The sequence below is a fragment of the Maritimimonas sp. 2405UD52-3 genome (genome assembly GCF_056591715.1).
The window spans coordinates 836,195-852,646 of record NZ_JBWQOL010000001.1; the positions used below are offsets into that span (position 1 = coordinate 836,195).

Genomic DNA, 16,452 nt, shown 5'->3' on the forward strand with positions numbered 1-16,452 from the left:
AAAAGTCTTAATAAATAGTTAAAAAACCAATTTTTTTAACGTAAAAAGTTAATTAACTGTTAAGAGATACATGTCCTGTTGACTATTAGGATGTTAAAAATGTAATAGGTTGCGTGTTGGTTTAAAAATCGTTAAGAATTTTCAAATGAAACCTGGAATTATTAAAATCAAAATCTTGATTTTCAACCTTACCTATGGCATAGCTTAAATTTATTAAACCTAAACCAGTTCTGAAAGCATAGCCAAGCCCAAGACTAAATAATTGACTATTAAGATTTTCAACTTTATTTTCTTGGTAGGCAAAGTCTGATATGGTGTATAAATATGATGAATTGTTTGTTTTATATCGATACTCTAAATTGAGAATGCTGTACAATGATGAAAAGATACTTTCTTCATTAAATCCTCTAATATTATTTACTCCGCCTATACGATACAATTCATTTGTAAACAAGTCATCTGAATTTATGAATTGGCTTTCACTTTTTAGAAAGATAAAATTTCTATAATTTAAGCTCCATAAGTAATTGGCCAACATACCAAATTTATTCTGAGAGGTATATATGTCATTTGATTTTCTATTTCCTAAATATCCCTTTAATTCCAAGCTAAACTTTCTTGGAAAAATAGGATCTTCATTTGGTATGACATAATTATATACTAGACCATAAAAATTATTTGTATAATCGTTAATACTTGTTGAACTAATATTTAATAGGTCATTAGAAGACTCAGATGAATACTCTAGTCCAATGGTACTCCTGAAATTTAGTAGGTAGTTTAAACCAATATTAAATTTGGTATTGATAAATGTAGAATCTTGCCGATAGATATTTAAATTTAGACTAGGTGAAATTTTGGAGTTAAAAATGAAAGGAACAGCAACTCCAAAATTGAATAATTGATTTTCGTTTCCATTACTCTTCCAATTCAAAGAAATGGTTTCTCCAGAATTTAAAATGTTATTTAATCGGATATCTAAATAACCGTTAAAAGTCAAACTGCTACTATTTTCTTCAGAAGTAAACCCTACAAGCCCATCAAATTGATTGGCCTTTTTCTTTTTTAAATATAAATAGAGGTATGTGGAGTCATTTGTAAAAAGAATTTCAGAAGGTTTGCTTTCTGTTGCAAATGGTATTGCTTTAATCTTATTTGAAATAGCGCTTAGCTTACTTCGGCTAAAAACTTTATCTTTATTAATATTCAAAAAGTGTTTTAGGTAGGTCTTAGGGAATTTTTCAAAACCTTGAATGATTACCTTATCTATTTTTCTAGAATCGGATACGTCAACAATAAGATTTGCATTAATGAGGTCTGTGTTAAAAGAGATATTTTCCAGATACACTTTGGTGAATGAAAACCCTTTTTGTTCAAAAATGTTAACAAATGCATTTAAGGTATTTTCTATTTCTTTAAAATCTATATCAAAATAAGAATCTTCAACTTTTTTGATGACCTTAAAGATTTCTTTTTTTGGTAAAATTTCTGCATCGTAAAACAGTCTAATTCTTTTTATGGAGTTTCCTAAATTGAAGTGAGCGATAGAAATGGAATCTTTATTTACAAGAGAGTCGAGTTTGCTATTCAGAAATCCCATTTTTTCAAACTTAAAAGATAGGGAGTCAATTTCTGAAAGAACGCTCTTTAAATTTTGATGCTTTCTCTGAAAATCAATTTGATTAATTAGAGAATTTTTTACACTGTCTTTAGTAAAAATTTTTAGTTCTAAATTTTGAGCGATAAGACTTCCAAAACTGAACAGAAAAAATACTATATATATATATGGTGTAAAAAACGTTCTCAAAATCAGGGTAAAAATAGCCGAAATCACTCTTAAAAAAAGTAATATCTCGTCTTATTTTAAAATGTAGATAAAAATTAACTAGCATGTATTTGATTAACAATAAATAATTCATACATTTGCACGCTCTTAAAAGAGACTATTTTAGAAATAAAAAACAATTATTAATTAGTATGCCAACTATATCACAGTTAGTACGTAAGGGAAGAACCCAAATAACTAAGAAGAATAAATCGGCTGCTTTGACATCGTGCCCTCAAAGAAGAGGTGTTTGTACACGTGTTTACACAACAACTCCAAAGAAACCAAATTCTGCTATGCGTAAAGTAGCAAGGGTGAGGTTAACAAATGGAAATGAGGTAAATGCTTACATCCCTGGTGAAGGTCACAATTTACAAGAGCACTCGATAGTATTAGTTAGAGGTGGAAGAGTAAAAGATTTACCTGGTGTAAAGTATCACATTGTTCGTGGTGCATTAGATACAGCGGGAGTTGAGGGTAGAACACAACGTCGTTCTAAATATGGAACGAAGCGCCCAAAGAAATAGTTAAATCACTTTAATGTAAAGAGAAATGAGAAAAAGAAGCGCGAAAAAAAGAATTCTTTTACCAGATCCAAAATTTAATGATCAGTTAGTTACTCGTTTTGTAAACAACTTGATGTTGGATGGTAAGAAATCTGTAGCTTTTAAGGTATTCTATGATGCACTTGAAATTGTAGAAGAGAAAAAACAAGATGAAGAAAAATCTTCTTTAGAACTTTGGAAAGATGCTTTGTCTAATGTAATGCCACATGTAGAAGTAAGAAGTAGAAGAGTAGGTGGTGCTACATTCCAAATTCCAATGCAAATCAGACCAGATAGAAAAGTCTCAATGGCTATTAAGTGGTTAATTCTATTTGCAAGAAAACGTAATGAAAAATCTATGGCTCAACGTTTAGCAGCTGAAATCTTAGCAGCAGCTAAAGAAGAAGGAGCGGCGGTTAAGAAAAGAACTGATGTTCACAAAATGGCTGAAGCAAACAAAGCATTCTCACACTTTAGATTTTAATTAAGAAAATGGCAAGAGATTTAAAATATACAAGAAATATAGGTATTGCTGCTCATATTGATGCAGGTAAGACTACAACTACTGAGCGCATTCTTTATTATACAGGTGTATCACATAAAATTGGTGAGGTGCATGATGGTGCTGCTACAATGGACTGGATGGAGCAAGAGCAGGAAAGAGGTATTACTATTACTTCTGCAGCTACTACTTGTACATGGCAGTTTCCTACTGAAAATGGCAAACCAACGGATGATGCAAAAGGATATCACTTTAATATTATAGATACTCCAGGTCACGTAGACTTTACGGTTGAGGTAAATCGTTCTTTACGTGTGCTTGACGGGTTAGTTTTCTTATTTAGTGCTGTTGATGGTGTTGAACCTCAGTCAGAAACAAATTGGAGATTAGCTGATAATTATAAGGTGCCAAGAATGGGCTTTGTAAATAAAATGGACCGTCAGGGAGCTAACTTTTTAGCTGTGTGTAATCAGGTAAAAGAAATGTTAGGATCTAATGCAGTTCCTATTGTATTGAATATTGGTGATGAAGCTGATTTTAAAGGAATTGTAGACTTGGTGAAGAACCGTGCTATTGTATGGCATGATGAATCGCAGGGTGCTACTTTTGATGTAATTGATATTCCAGAAGAATTAAAAGCTGAAGCTTCCGAATTGAGAGGTAAGTTAATTGAAGAAGTTGCTGCCTATGATGAGAACTTACTAGAGAAATATATGGAAGATGAAGACTCTATTACTGAAGATGAGGTGCATGCAGCACTTCGTGCAGCAGTAATGGATATGTCTATCATTCCTATGGTATGTGGATCGGCATTTAAGAATAAAGGTGTACAGTTCTTATTGGATGCTGTATGTCGTTATTTGCCTTCTCCTTTAGATAAAGACGCTATCGTGGGTACTGACCCTGATACAGGTAATGAAATTGCTCGTAAGCCAGATGCTAAAGAACCTTTTTCTGCATTAGCATTTAAAATTGCTACTGATCCTTTTGTAGGACGTTTAGCATTTTTTAGAGCATACTCCGGTAGATTAGATGCTGGGTCATATGTATTGAACAATCGTTCAGGTAAAAAAGAGCGTATCTCTCGTATCTATCAGATGCATTCAAATAAGCAAAATGCTATTGATCATATTGAAGCTGGTGATATAGGTGCAGCCGTAGGATTTAAAGATATCAAAACTGGTGATACTTTATCTTCTGAAAAGCATCCTATTGTATTAGAATCAATGGATTTTCCAGATCCAGTAATTGGTATTGCTGTTGAGCCTAAAACAAAAGCAGATGTAGATAAATTGGGTATGGCTTTAGGTAAACTTGCTGAAGAAGATCCAACATTTACTGTAAAGACTGACGAGGCATCAGGCCAGACTATTATTTCTGGTATGGGTGAACTTCACTTAGATATTATTGTTGATCGTTTGAAGCGTGAGTTTAAAGTAGAAGTGAATCAAGGTCAGCCTCAGGTTGAGTATAAAGAAGCTATAACACAAGCTGCAGATCACAGAGAGGTGTATAAAAAACAATCTGGAGGTCGCGGTAAGTTTGCCGATATTGTATTTACAATGGAACCTGCTGAAGAAGGTAAATCTGGTTTAGAGTTTGTAAATACTATTAAAGGTGGTAATATTCCTAAAGAATATATCCCTTCCGTAGAGAAAGGCTTTAAAACTGCCATGCAAAATGGTCCTTTAGCTGGATTTGAAATGGATAGTATGAAAGTTACTTTAAAAGATGGTTCTTTCCATGCTGTCGATTCTGATTCATTGTCATTTGAGTTAGCTGCTAAGCTTGGATATAAAGCTGCTGCAAAAGCTGCGCGTGCTGTATTGATGGAGCCTATTATGAAGTTAGAGGTGTTAACACCTGAAGAGAATATGGGTGATATCGTTGGTGACTTGAACCGTCGTCGTGGGCAGGTAAATGATATGTCAGATAGAGCGGGTTCTAAAGTAGTGAAAGCAGAAGTGCCATTGTCAGAAATGTTTGGCTATGTAACATCACTAAGAACATTGTCATCTGGTAGAGCAACTTCTACAATGGAGTTCTCTCATTATGCTGAGACACCTTCTAATATTGCAGAAGAAGTAATTAAAAATACTCAAGGATAATATCTACTAAATAGTTTAAACGATGAGTCAGAAAATTAGAATAAAATTAAAGTCTTACGATCATAACTTAGTAGATAAATCTGCTGAGAAGATTGTAAAAACTGTAAAAAGTACTGGTGCTGTTATTAATGGTCCAATTCCATTACCAACACACAAAAAGATATTTACTGTATTACGTTCTCCACACGTAAACAAGAAATCTAGAGAGCAATTTCAGTTAAGCTCTTACAAAAGGTTACTTGATATTTATTCTTCTTCATCAAAAACAATTGATGCTTTGATGAAGCTAGAATTGCCAAGTGGTGTGGAAGTTGAAATTAAAGTGTGATAACACTATTCGCATAAAGCGAAAGACATGTCCCGAGCGGTTGACGAGGGAAAAACGGAAAGAAAACTAAAATTCAGGGATGAATTCGTTTTCTTCCCTGAATTTTTTTAAATAAGAATAAGTATAATAATCGATTTACATTTTGTAAATCATAAATTAAATTAAATGTCTGGGTTAATAGGAAAGAAAATTGGTATGACCAGCATTTTCGATGAAAATGGAAAGAATATTCCATGTACAGTAATCGAAGCTGGGCCATGTGTAGTTACCCAAGTCAGAACCACAGCGGTTGACGGGTATGAAGCTCTTCAACTTGGTTTCGATGACAAAAAGGCAAAAAGCTCTAATAAAGCTTTAGACGGTCACTTTAAAAAGGCCGGCACTGTTGCCAAAAAGAAAGTTGTTGAATTCCAAGGATTTGAAGGAGAGTACAAACTAGGTGATTCAATAACAGTTGAACACTTTGAAGAAGGTGAATTTGTTGATGTATCTGGTACATCAAAAGGTAAAGGTTTCCAAGGGGTTGTAAAACGTCATGGATTTGCGGGTGTTGGTCAGGCTACGCATGGTCAGCATAATCGTTTAAGAGCTCCAGGTTCTATTGGTGCAGCATCATATCCTGCAAGAGTATTTAAAGGGATGAAGATGGCCGGTAGAATGGGTGGCGAAAAAGTAAAAGTTCAAAATTTAAGAGTTTTAAAAGTGGTTCCTGAAAAGAATCTTTTAGTTGTAAAAGGTGCTGTTCCTGGTCACAAAAACTCTTTCGTAATCATTCAGAAATAATGAAGGTAGCAGTAGTAGATATCAACGGGAAAAAGACTGGAAGAAACGTTGAGCTTTCAGATGCTATTTTTGGAATAGAACCAAATAAACATGCTGTTTATTTAGATGTAAAACAATATTTAGCAAACCAACGCCAAGGTACACATAAGGCTAAAGAAAGAGCTGAAATTACAGGTAGTACCCGTAAGATTAAAAAACAGAAAGGTACTGGTACAGCTCGTGCAGGTAGTATTAAGTCTGGTGTATTTAGAGGTGGTGGACGTATTTTTGGCCCTAGACCAAGAAATTATGGTTTTAAGTTGAACAAAAGCTTAAAGCGCTTAGCACGTCAATCAGCACTTTCTATCAAGGCAAAAGAAGAAAATATTGTAGTGATAGAAGACTTCAATTTTGATGCGCCTAAGACAAAGAATTTTATTAATGTTTTGAGAGCTCTAGAGTTAGAAAACAAAAAGTCTTTGTTTGTGTTGGACAGCTCAAATAAAAACGTATATTTGTCGTCGCGCAATTTGGAAAGATCAAATGTTGTAACTGCTTCAAGATTAAACACTTACAATGTTTTAAACGCAAACAAAATTGTTGTGTCTGAAGCATGCGTAGAAGAAATTGAATCTAACTTTAGCAAATAATAGTTATGAGTATTTTAATTAAACCTATTATTACAGAAAAAGCAACTGACCATAGTGAGTTATATAACCGCTACGGTTTCGTAGTTACTATGAACGCTAACAAGATTGAAATTAAAGAGGCTATTGAAAAAGCTTATGGGGTTTCAGTAAATAAAGTTAGAACAATGAACTATCCTATAAAGCGTGCAACTAAGTACACAAAAAAAGGATTGGTTACTGGTACTAAAGCGGCTTATAAAAAAGCTATTGTTGAGTTAGCTGAAGGAGAAAATATAGATTTTTATAGCAATATCTAAGACGAATAAAGATGTCATTAAGAAAATTAAAACCAATAACACCGGGTCAGCGTTTTAGAGTAGTTAACGATTTTGATGTCGTTACTGCCTCTACACCTGAAAAGAGCTTAATTGCTCCTAAGAAAAGATCTGGTGGTAGAAATAGTGGTGGTAAGATGACCATGCGCTACTTAGGTGGTGGTCATAAAAAGAGATACCGTATTATTGATTTCAAAAGAAATAAAGATGGTATTCCTGCTACTGTAAAGACTATCGAATATGATCCTAACAGAACAGCTTTCATCGCTTTAGTAAGTTATGCTGATGGTGAAAAACGTTATGTGATCGCACAAAGCGGATTAAAAGTTGGGCAAACTATCATGTCTGGAGACAAAATGGCTCCTGAGGTTGGTAATGCAATGCCTTTAAGTGATATTCCATTAGGTACAGTAATTTCTTGTATAGAATTACGCCCTGGCCAAGGTGCTGTTATAGCACGTAGCGCAGGTTCTTTTGCACAGTTAATGGCAAGAGATGGTAAGTATGCAACGATTAAATTACCTTCTGGTGAAACAAGAATGATCTTAGTTACTTGTAAAGCTACTATAGGTACTGTTTCAAATTCTGACCACCAATTATTAGTATCTGGGAAGGCTGGTAGGAGCAGATGGTTAGGTAGAAGACCGCGTACTAGAGCTGTTGTAATGAACCCTGTTGATCATCCAATGGGTGGTGGTGAAGGTAGAGCATCTGGTGGACATCCACGTTCTAGAAAGGGTATTCCTGCTAAAGGATTTAAAACACGCTCTAAGACGAAAGCGAGTAATAAGTATATTATAGAACGTAGAAAAAAATAAGTAGACTATGGCACGTTCATTAAAAAAAGGACCTTATGTTTTCCATAAATTGGAAAAGAAAGTACAAGCAAATGTTGAGTCTGGTAAGAAATCAGTTATCAAAACATGGTCTAGAGCTTCAATGATCACTCCAGATTTTGTTGGCCAGACTATCGGTGTTCACAACGGCCGTCAATTTGTACCCGTTTATGTTACTGAAAACATGGTAGGTCATAAGTTAGGAGAATTTTCACCTACGCGTTCGTTTAGAGGACATGCAGGTGCGAAAAATAAAGGTAAAAAATAGTAGGAATCATGGGAGTTCGTAAAAGATTAAGAGCTGAGCAACGTAAAGAAGCACGCAAGAGTCAATTCTTAGCAAAGCTTAACGGTTGCCCTACATCACCAAGAAAAATGCGTTTGGTTGCTGACCAAATAAGAGGTGTTGAAATTGAGAAAGCATTAGCGATCTTAAAATTCAGCCCAAAGGAAGCAGCACGCAATTTAGAGAAACTTACATTATCAGCTATTGCAAACTGGCAAGCTAAAAATGAAGATGCAGATATAGAAGATGCAGGCTTGTTTGTAAAAGAAATTTATGTTGATAGTGCAAGTATGTTAAAAAGATTAAGACCAGCTCCACAAGGTAGAGCGCATAGAATTAGAAAGCGTTCAAATCATGTTACTATGGTTTTAGGAACAAAAAATCAAAGCAATTCGTAAATAGTATGGGACAAAAAACTAATCCAATAGGAAATCGTTTAGGTATCATCAGAGGATGGGAATCTAACTGGTATGGTGGAAGAAACTATGGCGATAAAATTGCTGAAGATGATAAAATAAGAAAGTATGTACGCGCTAGACTTGCAAAAGCTAGTGTTTCTAGAGTAATTATTGAGCGCACTTTAAAGCTTATAACCGTTACTATCACTACTGCTAGACCTGGTATTATTATTGGTAAAGGTGGTCAAGAGGTAGATAAGTTAAAAGAAGAGCTTAAAAAGATTACCGGAAAAGATGTACAGATCAATATTTTTGAGATTAAGAGACCTGAACTTGATGCTTATTTAGTGGCTTCAAGTATTGCTCGTCAAATTGAAAATAGAATTTCATACAGACGTGCAATCAAGATGGCTATTGCTGCTTCTATGCGTATGAATGCAGAAGGTATTAAAGTTCAAATTTCTGGTCGTTTGAACGGCGCTGAAATGGCACGTTCTGAGTCTTATAAAGAAGGTAGAATCCCTCTATCTACATTCAGAGCTGATATTGATTACGCACTTGTTGAATCTCATACTACCTATGGAAGAATAGGTGTTAAAGTATGGATCATGAAAGGTGAGGTTTATGGTAAGAGAGAATTGTCTCCGTTAGTTGGCTTATCTAAAAAGCAAGGTAAAGGTGGCAACAAAGGTGGAAGAAGACCTCAAAGAAGAAAATAAATTTTTTAAAAATTTAGAAGATGTTACAACCAAAGAGAGTTAAATATCGTAAGGTTCAGAAGGGTAAAGGGAATATGAAAGGTAACTCGCAAAGAGGCCACAGACTTTCTAACGGAATGTTTGGTATTAAAGCCCTTGAGCAAGACCTAATTACTTCTCGCCAGATAGAGGCTGCTCGTATTGCCGCAACTCGATATATGAAAAGACAAGGAAGTTTGTGGATTAAAATTTTTCCAGACAAACCTATTACCAAAAAACCATTAGAAGTACGTATGGGTAAAGGTAAAGGTGCTCCTGAATATTTTGTGGCAGTAGTAAAGCCAGGTAGAATTATGTTTGAAGTAGGTGGTGTACCAATGGATGTAGCTAAAGAAGCATTGCGTTTAGCTGCACAAAAGTTACCGGTAAAAACAAAATTCATAGTAGCAAGAGATTTTGATCATAACGCTTAAAATTTTTAGAAGATGAAACAATCAGAAATTAAAGAATTATCTGTAGCTGAGTTAGAAGAGAAGTTAGGCGCTTTGAAAAAAAATTATACAGATCTTAAAATGGCACATGCTATTTCGCCATTAGAAACTCCCATTCAATTAAGAGAGTTGAGAAGAACTGTAGCAAGAATCTCTACAGAATTAACAAAAAGAGAATTACAATAATTCTATTCTATTTACAAGATGGAGAAAAGAAATCTTAGAAAAGAACGCGTAGGTGTAGTTTCAAGCAACAAAATGGATAAGTCTATTGTTGTAAAGGATGTTACGAGAGTAAAACACCCTATGTATGGTAAGTTCGTGTTAAAAACAAAGAAATTTGTAGCACACGATGAGAAAAACGACTGCAACATTGGTGATACAGTTAGAATAATGGAAACACGTCCATTAAGTAAAACCAAGCGTTGGAGATTAGTAGAAATCTTAGAAAGAGCTAAATAATTATGTTACAACAAGAATCAAGATTAAAAGTTGCAGATAACACAGGTGCTAAAGAAGTACTGGTTATCCGTGTTCTTGGTGGTACCAAGAGACGTTACGCTTCTGTAGGAGATAAAATTGTAGTTACTATAAAAGATGCTACACCTAACGGAACTGTAAAAAAGGGACAAGTATCTAGAGCTGTTGTAGTACGTACTAAGAAAGAAGTACGTCGTAAAGATGGTTCTTATATAAGATTTGATGATAATGCTTGTGTGTTATTAAACCCTACTGAAGAAATGAGGGGTACTCGTGTGTTCGGTCCGGTTGCCAGAGAACTTCGTGAAAAACAATTCATGAAAATTGTATCATTAGCACCTGAAGTGCTTTAATTTTTTTGATAAGATGACAAAGTTAAAAATCAAAACAGGAGATACAGTTAGAGTAATAGCTGGTGATGATAAAGGACGTGAAGGAAAGATTCTACGAGTTCTTATTGAGGATAATAAAGCTGTTGTTGAAGGCGTAAATATGGTATCTAAGCATACAAAGCCTAGTGCACAGAATCCGCAAGGAGGTATATCTAAATTTGAAGCACCTATTCATGTTTCTAACTTAATGTTAGTAGAAGGTGGTAATACTACAAGAGTAGGTTACAGAACTGAAGGTGATAAGAAGGTTAGATTTTCTAAAAAAACTGATAAAGCTATTTAGTTATGGGATATTTACCAAGACTTAAAGAAGATTATAATAGCAGGATTAAAACTGCATTGACTGAAGAATTCGGTTACAAGAATGTTATGCAGGTTCCTAAGTTGGAAAAAATAGTTATAAGTAAAGGAGTTGGAGCTGCTGTAGCTGACAAGAAATTGATTGACTACGCGCTAGATGAATTATCAAAAATCTCTGGTCAAAAGGCAGTAGCTACTTTATCTAAAAAAGATGTTGCGTCATTCAAACTTCGTAAAGGTATGCCAATTGGTGCAAAAGTTACTTTACGCGGTGATAGAATGTATGAGTTCTTAGATAGACTAGTAACAGCTTCATTACCTAGAGTAAGAGACTTTAGAGGTGTAAAACCTAATGGTTTTGACGGTAGAGGTAATTATAACTTAGGTGTTACAGAACAAATAATTTTTCCTGAAATAGATATTGACAAAGTAAATAAGATTAGTGGTATGGATATCACATTTGTTACTTCTGCCAATACTGATAAAGAGGCAAAATCATTATTACACGAATTAGGTTTACCATTTAAAAAGAATTAAGAGATGGCTAAAGAATCAATGAAAGCTCGCGAAGTAAAAAGAGCAAAAACTGTAGCTAAATATGCTGAAAGACGCAAGGCTTTAAAGGAAGCTGGAGATTATGAAGCATTACAAAAGTTACCAAAAAATGCATCTCCGGTTCGTATGCACAATCGTTGCAAATTAACCGGTAGACCAAAAGGTTATATGCGTCAGTTTGGTATTTCGCGTGTAACATTTCGTGAAATGGCTAACCAAGGTTTGATACCCGGTGTTAAAAAAGCTAGTTGGTAAGAATTTATTAATTGGTTTCAGGTTTAGTAATCACGGTTTTACCGTAAGTCAATAGAGATTACTAAAAACCAAAACCGTAAATTATTATATATGTATACAGATCCTATTGCAGATTATCTAACGAGAATTAGAAATGCTGCCAATGCAGGACATAGAGTGGTAGAAATACCAGCCTCTAACTTAAAGAAAGAAATGACTAAGATTTTATTTGATCAAGGTTATATCTTAAGCTATAAGTTTGAAGAGAACAAGGTACAAGACTCTATTAAGATTGCTTTGAAGTATGATAAACTAACAAAGCAACCTATAATGAGAAAAATTGAACGTGTAAGTAAGCCTGGTTTACGTAAATACGTAAGTTCTTCTGAAATGCCAAGAGTATTAAATGGCCTTGGTATTGCAATTGTTTCTACATCTAAAGGTGTAATGACAAATAAGAAAGCACGTCAAGAGAACGTAGGTGGTGAGGTTTTATGTTATGTTTATTAAAAAATAGAAAGAGATGTCAAGAATAGGAAAAGCTCCAATATCAATTCCAGAAGGTGTCACCATTGATTTTAAAGATGGAGTTGTTACCGTAAAAGGAAAATTGGGTGAATTATCTCAGGATATTGAAGATATTAACATAAAAGATGAAGATGGTACTCTTACATTAGAGCGTCCATCTGAGAGTAAAGAACACAAAGCAAAGCACGGTTTGTATAGAGCTTTGGTAAATAATATGATTGAAGGTGTTTCTAAAGGATTCACTAAAGAGCTAGAGTTAGTTGGTGTGGGTTATAGAGCAAGTAATCAAGGTCAAAAGTTAGATTTGGCTTTAGGTTTCTCTCACACTATTGTAATGAACTTAGCTCCTGAAGTAAAAGTTGAAACAGTTTCAGAAAAGGGTAAAAATCCTATTATTAAATTGACCTCATATGACAAGCAGTTAGTAGGTCAAGTTGCGGCAAAGATTCGTTCTTTCCGTAAGCCTGAACCTTATAAAGGAAAAGGTATCAAGTTTGTAGGAGAACAAATTAGAAGAAAAGCAGGTAAATCTGCATAATAAGTAAGTATTATGGCATTATCAAAGCTTGAAAGAAGACAAAGAATAAAACACAGAATACGTAAGATCGTATCTGGTACAGAAGTGAAACCAAGATTATCTGTGTTTAGAAGTAATAAAGAGATTGATGCTCAAATCATAGATGATGTAAATGGTAAAACATTAGTAGCTATTTCGTCAAGAGAAAAGGGTATTGATACTAAAGGAACTAAGATAGAAGTAGCTGCTAGGGTTGGTAAAGCATTAGCTGAAAAGGCTACTAAAGCGGGAATAGAAACTGTTGCTTTTGATAGAAACGGATATTTATATCACGGTAGAGTGAAAGCATTAGCTGACGGAGCAAGAGAAGCAGGTTTAAAATTTTAATCAAAGATTATGTATCAAAAATACGGAAACGTTGAAAGAGTAAAACCTAGTGGTTTAGAGTTAAAAGATCACTTGGTAGGCGTACAAAGAGTTACTAAAGTTACTAAAGGTGGTAGAACATTTGGTTTTTCGGCTATAGTAGTGGTAGGTAATGAAAATGGCGTTGTTGGTCATGGTCTTGGTAAATCTAAAGACGTTGCTTCAGCTATTGCAAAAGCAATTGAAGACGCTAAAAAGAATTTAATTAGAATTCCTATTATTAATCAGACTTTACCTCATGAACAAAAAGGTAAGTATGGTGGAGCAAAGGTGTTTTTAAAGCCTGCTTCAAGTGGTACTGGGGTTATTGCCGGTGGTGCTGTACGTGCTGTACTTGAATCTGTTGGTGTACATGATGTATTGTCTAAGTCTCAAGGATCTTCTAATCCTCATAATGTAGTAAAAGCTACTTTTGATGCTTTATTACAATTGCGTGATGCAAATACCATTGCACAACAAAGAGGTATTTCTTTACAGAAAGTTTTTAACGGATAATAAAGAGAGGCAAACGATGAAAAAAATTAAAGTAACACAAGTACGTAGTAAAATCAATCGTCCTCAAGATCAGAAAAGAACGTTAGAGGCTTTAGGTTTACGTAAGATGAATCAGGTAGTTGAGCATGATGCTTCACCTACTATTCTAGGAATGGTAAATAAAGTTAAACACTTAATTTCTGTTGAAGAAATTAAATAATATAAGGTTATGGAGTTAAATAACTTAAAACCTGCAGCAGGTTCAACAAAGTCTGGTAAAAGAATTGGTAGAGGTCAAGGTTCTGGAAAGGGAGGTACTGCTACCAGAGGACATAAAGGTGCTAAATCTCGCTCTGGGTATTCTAAGAAAATAGGTTTTGAAGGTGGTCAAATGCCTTTACAACGTCGTGTACCTAAGTTTGGTTTTACCAATATCAATCGTAAAGAATATGTTGGCATCAACTTAGATAGACTACAAGAGATGGTTGATAACGGTAAAATTAAGGATACTGTAAATCTTGATATTCTTGTTGAAAACAGATTAGCTCGCAAAAATGACTTAGTGAAAATTTTAGGTAGAGGAGAGCTAAAAGCAAAGTTGAATATCACAGCACATAAGTTTACTGCTTCTGCTAAAGCTGCTATTGAAAAGGCAGGTGGAAAAGCTGTTGCACTTTAATATTTTTAAAGAGTAAATGAAAAAATTTATAAGTACTATACAAGATATTTGGAGAATTGAAGAACTAAGAAATAGGATTCTTCTTACACTTGGATTAATGGTAGTGTACAGACTAGCTGCACAGGTACCCTTACCAGGTATAGATCCTACACAGTTAGCGAATCTTCAAAATACCACAAACAATAATAATCTATTGGGATTATTAAATGCCTTTACCGGAGGTGCTTTTGCACAAGCTTCTGTGATGGCTTTGGGTATTATGCCATATATCTCTGCTTCTATTGTGGTTCAGCTAATGGGTATAGCCATACCTTATTTACAGAAACTTCAAAAAGAAGGTGAAAGTGGTCGTAAAAAGATAAACCAGATCACAAGATGGTTGACTGTTGGTATCTTACTGATTCAGGCACCAACTTATATTGTGAGTTTGCCAACATTAGGAATTCCTCAGAGTGCATTCTTATTGGGTAACGGACCAATGTTTTGGTTCTCGTCAATAATCTTGCTAACAGCAGGAACTATTTTTGCTATGTGGTTGGGTGAGCGTATTACTGATAAAGGTATTGGTAATGGTATTTCATTATTAATTATGATTGGTATTATTGCTACGTTCCCATCGTCATTTATGCAGGAATTAACATCAAGAGTTCAGCAAACTAGTGGTGGTATTTTGATGGTTTTCATTGAAGTGATAGTTTGGTTGGTAGTAATTTTAGCATGTGTGTTATTGGTAACAGCAGTTAGAAGAATAGCAGTACAATATGCTAGAAGAAGTGCAGGAGGTAACGTGCAGAATGTAGCGGGTGCCAGACAATATATTCCTTTAAAAGTAAACTCATCTGGTGTAATGCCTATCATTTTTGCGCAGGCATTGATGTTTGTACCAAGTTTATTAGCTAAAGCTGAAAATGAAACATTAAAGTCTATCGGTACTGAGTTCGTAGATATGTTTGGACTGTGGTATAATGTTCTATTTGCAGTATTGATTATTATTTTTAGTTATTTCTATACAGCAATTACAATACCTACCAATAAAATGGCTGATGATTTAAAAAGAAGCGGTGGGTTTTTACCAGGTATACGTCCAGGTAAAGAAACTGCTGACTATTTAGATACTATTTTATCGCGTATTACTTTACCAGGATCAATATTCTTGGCAATCTTAGCAATATTACCGGCTATTATTGTTCAAGCAGGAGTGCAGCCTAGTTGGGCTATGTTCTACGGAGGAACGTCATTATTGATTATGGTGGGAGTTGCAATTGATACAATTCAGCAAATTAATTCACATTTATTAAATCGTCATTATGATGGTTTAATGAAAACAGGAACTAAAAGAAAATCTGTAGCATAATTATGGCAAAACAACCCGCAATAGAGCAAGATGGAACCATTAGTGAAGCATTATCTAATGCTATGTTTCGCGTAGAATTAGAAAATGGTCACATTGTTACGGCACATATTTCAGGGAAGATGCGTATGCACTATATTAAATTACTTCCTGGAGATAAGGTTAAACTAGAAATGAGCCCTTATGATTTAACAAAGGCTCGTATAACATATAGATACTAACGATTATCAATCGTATATAAACTAATAAGGATGAAAGTAAGAGCATCATTAAAAAAGAGAAGTGCCGACTGCAAAATTGTTCGCAGAAAAGGCAGATTGTATGTAATCAACAAAAAGAATCCTAGATTTAAACAAAGACAAGGATAATTATGGCAAGAATAGCAGGAATTGACATACCAAAGCAAAAAAGAGGAGTTATTGCATTAACTTATATCTATGGTATTGGTAATAGCAGGGCTAAAGAAGTTTTAGCAAATGCTAAAGTAGATGAAAGTACTAAAGTTCAAGATTGGTCTGATGATGAGATCAGTAGAATCCGTGAACAAGTAGGAAGCTACACCATAGAAGGTGAACTTCGTTCAGAAACGCAATTAAATATTAAGCGTTTGATGGATATAGGTTGTTATAGAGGTATTCGCCACAGAGCAGGTCTTCCGTTAAGAGGACAAAGAACAAAGAATAACTCAAGAACAAGAAAAGGAAAGAGAAAAACTGTTGCTAACAAGAAGAAAGCAACCAAATAATAATTAAGACATTAGTCATTAGTGTTTA

Annotated in this window: 29 protein-coding genes; 28 read left to right on the plus strand and 1 reads right to left on the minus strand. The window is 34.5% G+C overall.

The features are described from left to right. Positions 1–121: 121 nt before the first annotated feature. The gene (locus AC1EU5_RS03875; RefSeq protein ID WP_480191034.1) at positions 122–1,600 is read right to left on the minus strand and encodes a BamA/TamA family outer membrane protein; all 1,479 of its coding nucleotides are present in this window, start codon (positions 1,598–1,600) and stop codon (positions 122–124) included. 377 nt (positions 1,601–1,977) lie between these two features. Here AC1EU5_RS03875 and rpsL point away from each other — a divergent pair, with 377 nt between their 5' ends. The 28 genes from rpsL to rpsM all read left to right on the plus strand — a co-directional run bounded on the left by rpsL (position 1,978) and on the right by rpsM (position 16,424). Further along, positions 1,978–2,352, plus strand: a complete 375-nt coding sequence (rpsL, locus tag AC1EU5_RS03880) for a 30S ribosomal protein S12 (protein ID WP_480191035.1) — start codon at positions 1,978–1,980, stop codon at positions 2,350–2,352. A 25-nt stretch (positions 2,353–2,377) separates the two neighbouring features. Continuing rightward, the gene (rpsG, locus tag AC1EU5_RS03885; protein ID WP_480191036.1) at positions 2,378–2,854 is read left to right on the plus strand and encodes a 30S ribosomal protein S7; all 477 of its coding nucleotides are present in this window, start codon (positions 2,378–2,380) and stop codon (positions 2,852–2,854) included. A gap of 8 nt (positions 2,855–2,862) precedes the next feature. Further along, a complete protein-coding gene (gene fusA, locus AC1EU5_RS03890; RefSeq protein ID WP_480191037.1) occupies positions 2,863–4,980 on the plus strand; it encodes an elongation factor G in 2,118 nt (705 codons plus the stop codon). Between the two features lie 22 nt (positions 4,981–5,002). Continuing rightward, positions 5,003–5,308 (plus strand): 30S ribosomal protein S10, encoded by a 306-nt coding sequence (gene rpsJ / locus AC1EU5_RS03895; RefSeq protein ID WP_117879398.1) that lies wholly within the window; start codon positions 5,003–5,005, stop codon positions 5,306–5,308. Between the two features lie 165 nt (positions 5,309–5,473). Beyond that, positions 5,474–6,091 carry a 50S ribosomal protein L3 gene (rplC, locus tag AC1EU5_RS03900; RefSeq protein WP_480191038.1) on the plus strand — a complete coding sequence of 206 codons (618 nt, stop codon included), beginning with the start codon at positions 5,474–5,476 and terminating at the stop codon, positions 6,089–6,091. Continuing rightward, a complete protein-coding gene (gene rplD, locus AC1EU5_RS03905; RefSeq protein ID WP_480191039.1) occupies positions 6,091–6,720 on the plus strand; it encodes a 50S ribosomal protein L4 in 630 nt (209 codons plus the stop codon). Before rplC ends, rplD begins: the two co-directional genes overlap by 1 nt. Before the next feature lie 5 nt (positions 6,721–6,725). After that, the gene (gene rplW / locus AC1EU5_RS03910) at positions 6,726–7,016 is read left to right on the plus strand and encodes a 50S ribosomal protein L23 (protein ID WP_480191040.1); all 291 of its coding nucleotides are present in this window, start codon (positions 6,726–6,728) and stop codon (positions 7,014–7,016) included. Positions 7,017–7,027: 11 nt separating this feature from the next. Continuing rightward, on the plus strand, positions 7,028–7,852 hold the full coding sequence (gene rplB / locus AC1EU5_RS03915) for a 50S ribosomal protein L2 (protein WP_480191041.1): 825 nt from the start codon (positions 7,028–7,030) through the stop codon (positions 7,850–7,852). Positions 7,853–7,859: 7 nt separating this feature from the next. Next, positions 7,860–8,138, plus strand: a complete 279-nt coding sequence (gene rpsS, locus AC1EU5_RS03920) for a 30S ribosomal protein S19 (protein WP_480191042.1) — start codon at positions 7,860–7,862, stop codon at positions 8,136–8,138. A gap of 8 nt (positions 8,139–8,146) precedes the next feature. Then, a complete protein-coding gene (gene rplV / locus AC1EU5_RS03925) occupies positions 8,147–8,554 on the plus strand; it encodes a 50S ribosomal protein L22 (RefSeq protein WP_480191043.1) in 408 nt (135 codons plus the stop codon). A 5-nt stretch (positions 8,555–8,559) separates the two neighbouring features. Continuing rightward, positions 8,560–9,273 carry a 30S ribosomal protein S3 gene (gene rpsC / locus AC1EU5_RS03930; RefSeq protein ID WP_480191044.1) on the plus strand — a complete coding sequence of 238 codons (714 nt, stop codon included), beginning with the start codon at positions 8,560–8,562 and terminating at the stop codon, positions 9,271–9,273. 20 nt (positions 9,274–9,293) lie between these two features. Continuing rightward, positions 9,294–9,725: a 50S ribosomal protein L16 gene (rplP, locus tag AC1EU5_RS03935; protein WP_480191045.1), complete on the plus strand. Its 432-nt coding sequence runs from the start codon at positions 9,294–9,296 to the stop codon at positions 9,723–9,725. Positions 9,726–9,737: 12 nt separating this feature from the next. Further along, positions 9,738–9,929, plus strand: a complete 192-nt coding sequence (gene rpmC / locus AC1EU5_RS03940) for a 50S ribosomal protein L29 (protein WP_480191046.1) — start codon at positions 9,738–9,740, stop codon at positions 9,927–9,929. 18 nt (positions 9,930–9,947) lie between these two features. Next, a complete protein-coding gene (gene rpsQ, locus AC1EU5_RS03945; protein ID WP_480191047.1) occupies positions 9,948–10,205 on the plus strand; it encodes a 30S ribosomal protein S17 in 258 nt (85 codons plus the stop codon). A gap of 2 nt (positions 10,206–10,207) precedes the next feature. After that, positions 10,208–10,576, plus strand: coding sequence for a 50S ribosomal protein L14 (gene rplN / locus AC1EU5_RS03950; protein ID WP_480191048.1), 369 nt, complete (start codon positions 10,208–10,210; stop codon positions 10,574–10,576). A 13-nt stretch (positions 10,577–10,589) separates the two neighbouring features. Further along, on the plus strand, positions 10,590–10,898 hold the full coding sequence (rplX, locus tag AC1EU5_RS03955) for a 50S ribosomal protein L24 (RefSeq protein ID WP_480191049.1): 309 nt from the start codon (positions 10,590–10,592) through the stop codon (positions 10,896–10,898). Between the two features lie 2 nt (positions 10,899–10,900). After that, on the plus strand, positions 10,901–11,452 hold the full coding sequence (gene rplE, locus AC1EU5_RS03960; RefSeq protein ID WP_480191050.1) for a 50S ribosomal protein L5: 552 nt from the start codon (positions 10,901–10,903) through the stop codon (positions 11,450–11,452). 3 nt (positions 11,453–11,455) lie between these two features. After that, the gene (gene rpsN, locus AC1EU5_RS03965; RefSeq protein ID WP_480191051.1) at positions 11,456–11,725 is read left to right on the plus strand and encodes a 30S ribosomal protein S14; all 270 of its coding nucleotides are present in this window, start codon (positions 11,456–11,458) and stop codon (positions 11,723–11,725) included. Positions 11,726–11,815: 90 nt separating this feature from the next. Next, on the plus strand, positions 11,816–12,214 hold the full coding sequence (gene rpsH, locus AC1EU5_RS03970; protein ID WP_480191052.1) for a 30S ribosomal protein S8: 399 nt from the start codon (positions 11,816–11,818) through the stop codon (positions 12,212–12,214). 13 nt (positions 12,215–12,227) lie between these two features. Further along, positions 12,228–12,770, plus strand: a complete 543-nt coding sequence (rplF, locus tag AC1EU5_RS03975; RefSeq protein ID WP_480191053.1) for a 50S ribosomal protein L6 — start codon at positions 12,228–12,230, stop codon at positions 12,768–12,770. 12 nt (positions 12,771–12,782) lie between these two features. Continuing rightward, on the plus strand, positions 12,783–13,136 hold the full coding sequence (rplR, locus tag AC1EU5_RS03980) for a 50S ribosomal protein L18 (protein WP_480191054.1): 354 nt from the start codon (positions 12,783–12,785) through the stop codon (positions 13,134–13,136). 9 nt (positions 13,137–13,145) lie between these two features. Beyond that, on the plus strand, positions 13,146–13,670 hold the full coding sequence (gene rpsE, locus AC1EU5_RS03985) for a 30S ribosomal protein S5 (protein WP_480191055.1): 525 nt from the start codon (positions 13,146–13,148) through the stop codon (positions 13,668–13,670). A gap of 16 nt (positions 13,671–13,686) precedes the next feature. Then, the gene (rpmD, locus tag AC1EU5_RS03990; protein WP_480191056.1) at positions 13,687–13,869 is read left to right on the plus strand and encodes a 50S ribosomal protein L30; all 183 of its coding nucleotides are present in this window, start codon (positions 13,687–13,689) and stop codon (positions 13,867–13,869) included. Positions 13,870–13,878: 9 nt separating this feature from the next. Beyond that, positions 13,879–14,328 (plus strand): 50S ribosomal protein L15, encoded by a 450-nt coding sequence (gene rplO, locus AC1EU5_RS03995; RefSeq protein WP_480191057.1) that lies wholly within the window; start codon positions 13,879–13,881, stop codon positions 14,326–14,328. A gap of 16 nt (positions 14,329–14,344) precedes the next feature. Beyond that, positions 14,345–15,682, plus strand: a complete 1,338-nt coding sequence (gene secY, locus AC1EU5_RS04000) for a preprotein translocase subunit SecY (protein ID WP_480191058.1) — start codon at positions 14,345–14,347, stop codon at positions 15,680–15,682. Between the two features lie 2 nt (positions 15,683–15,684). Next, the gene (gene infA / locus AC1EU5_RS04005; RefSeq protein ID WP_480191059.1) at positions 15,685–15,900 is read left to right on the plus strand and encodes a translation initiation factor IF-1; all 216 of its coding nucleotides are present in this window, start codon (positions 15,685–15,687) and stop codon (positions 15,898–15,900) included. 30 nt (positions 15,901–15,930) lie between these two features. Then, a complete protein-coding gene (gene ykgO / locus AC1EU5_RS04010; protein WP_010181906.1) occupies positions 15,931–16,047 on the plus strand; it encodes a type B 50S ribosomal protein L36 in 117 nt (38 codons plus the stop codon). Between the two features lie 2 nt (positions 16,048–16,049). Next, positions 16,050–16,424: a 30S ribosomal protein S13 gene (gene rpsM / locus AC1EU5_RS04015; protein WP_480191060.1), complete on the plus strand. Its 375-nt coding sequence runs from the start codon at positions 16,050–16,052 to the stop codon at positions 16,422–16,424. Positions 16,425–16,452: the final 28 nt, after the last annotated feature.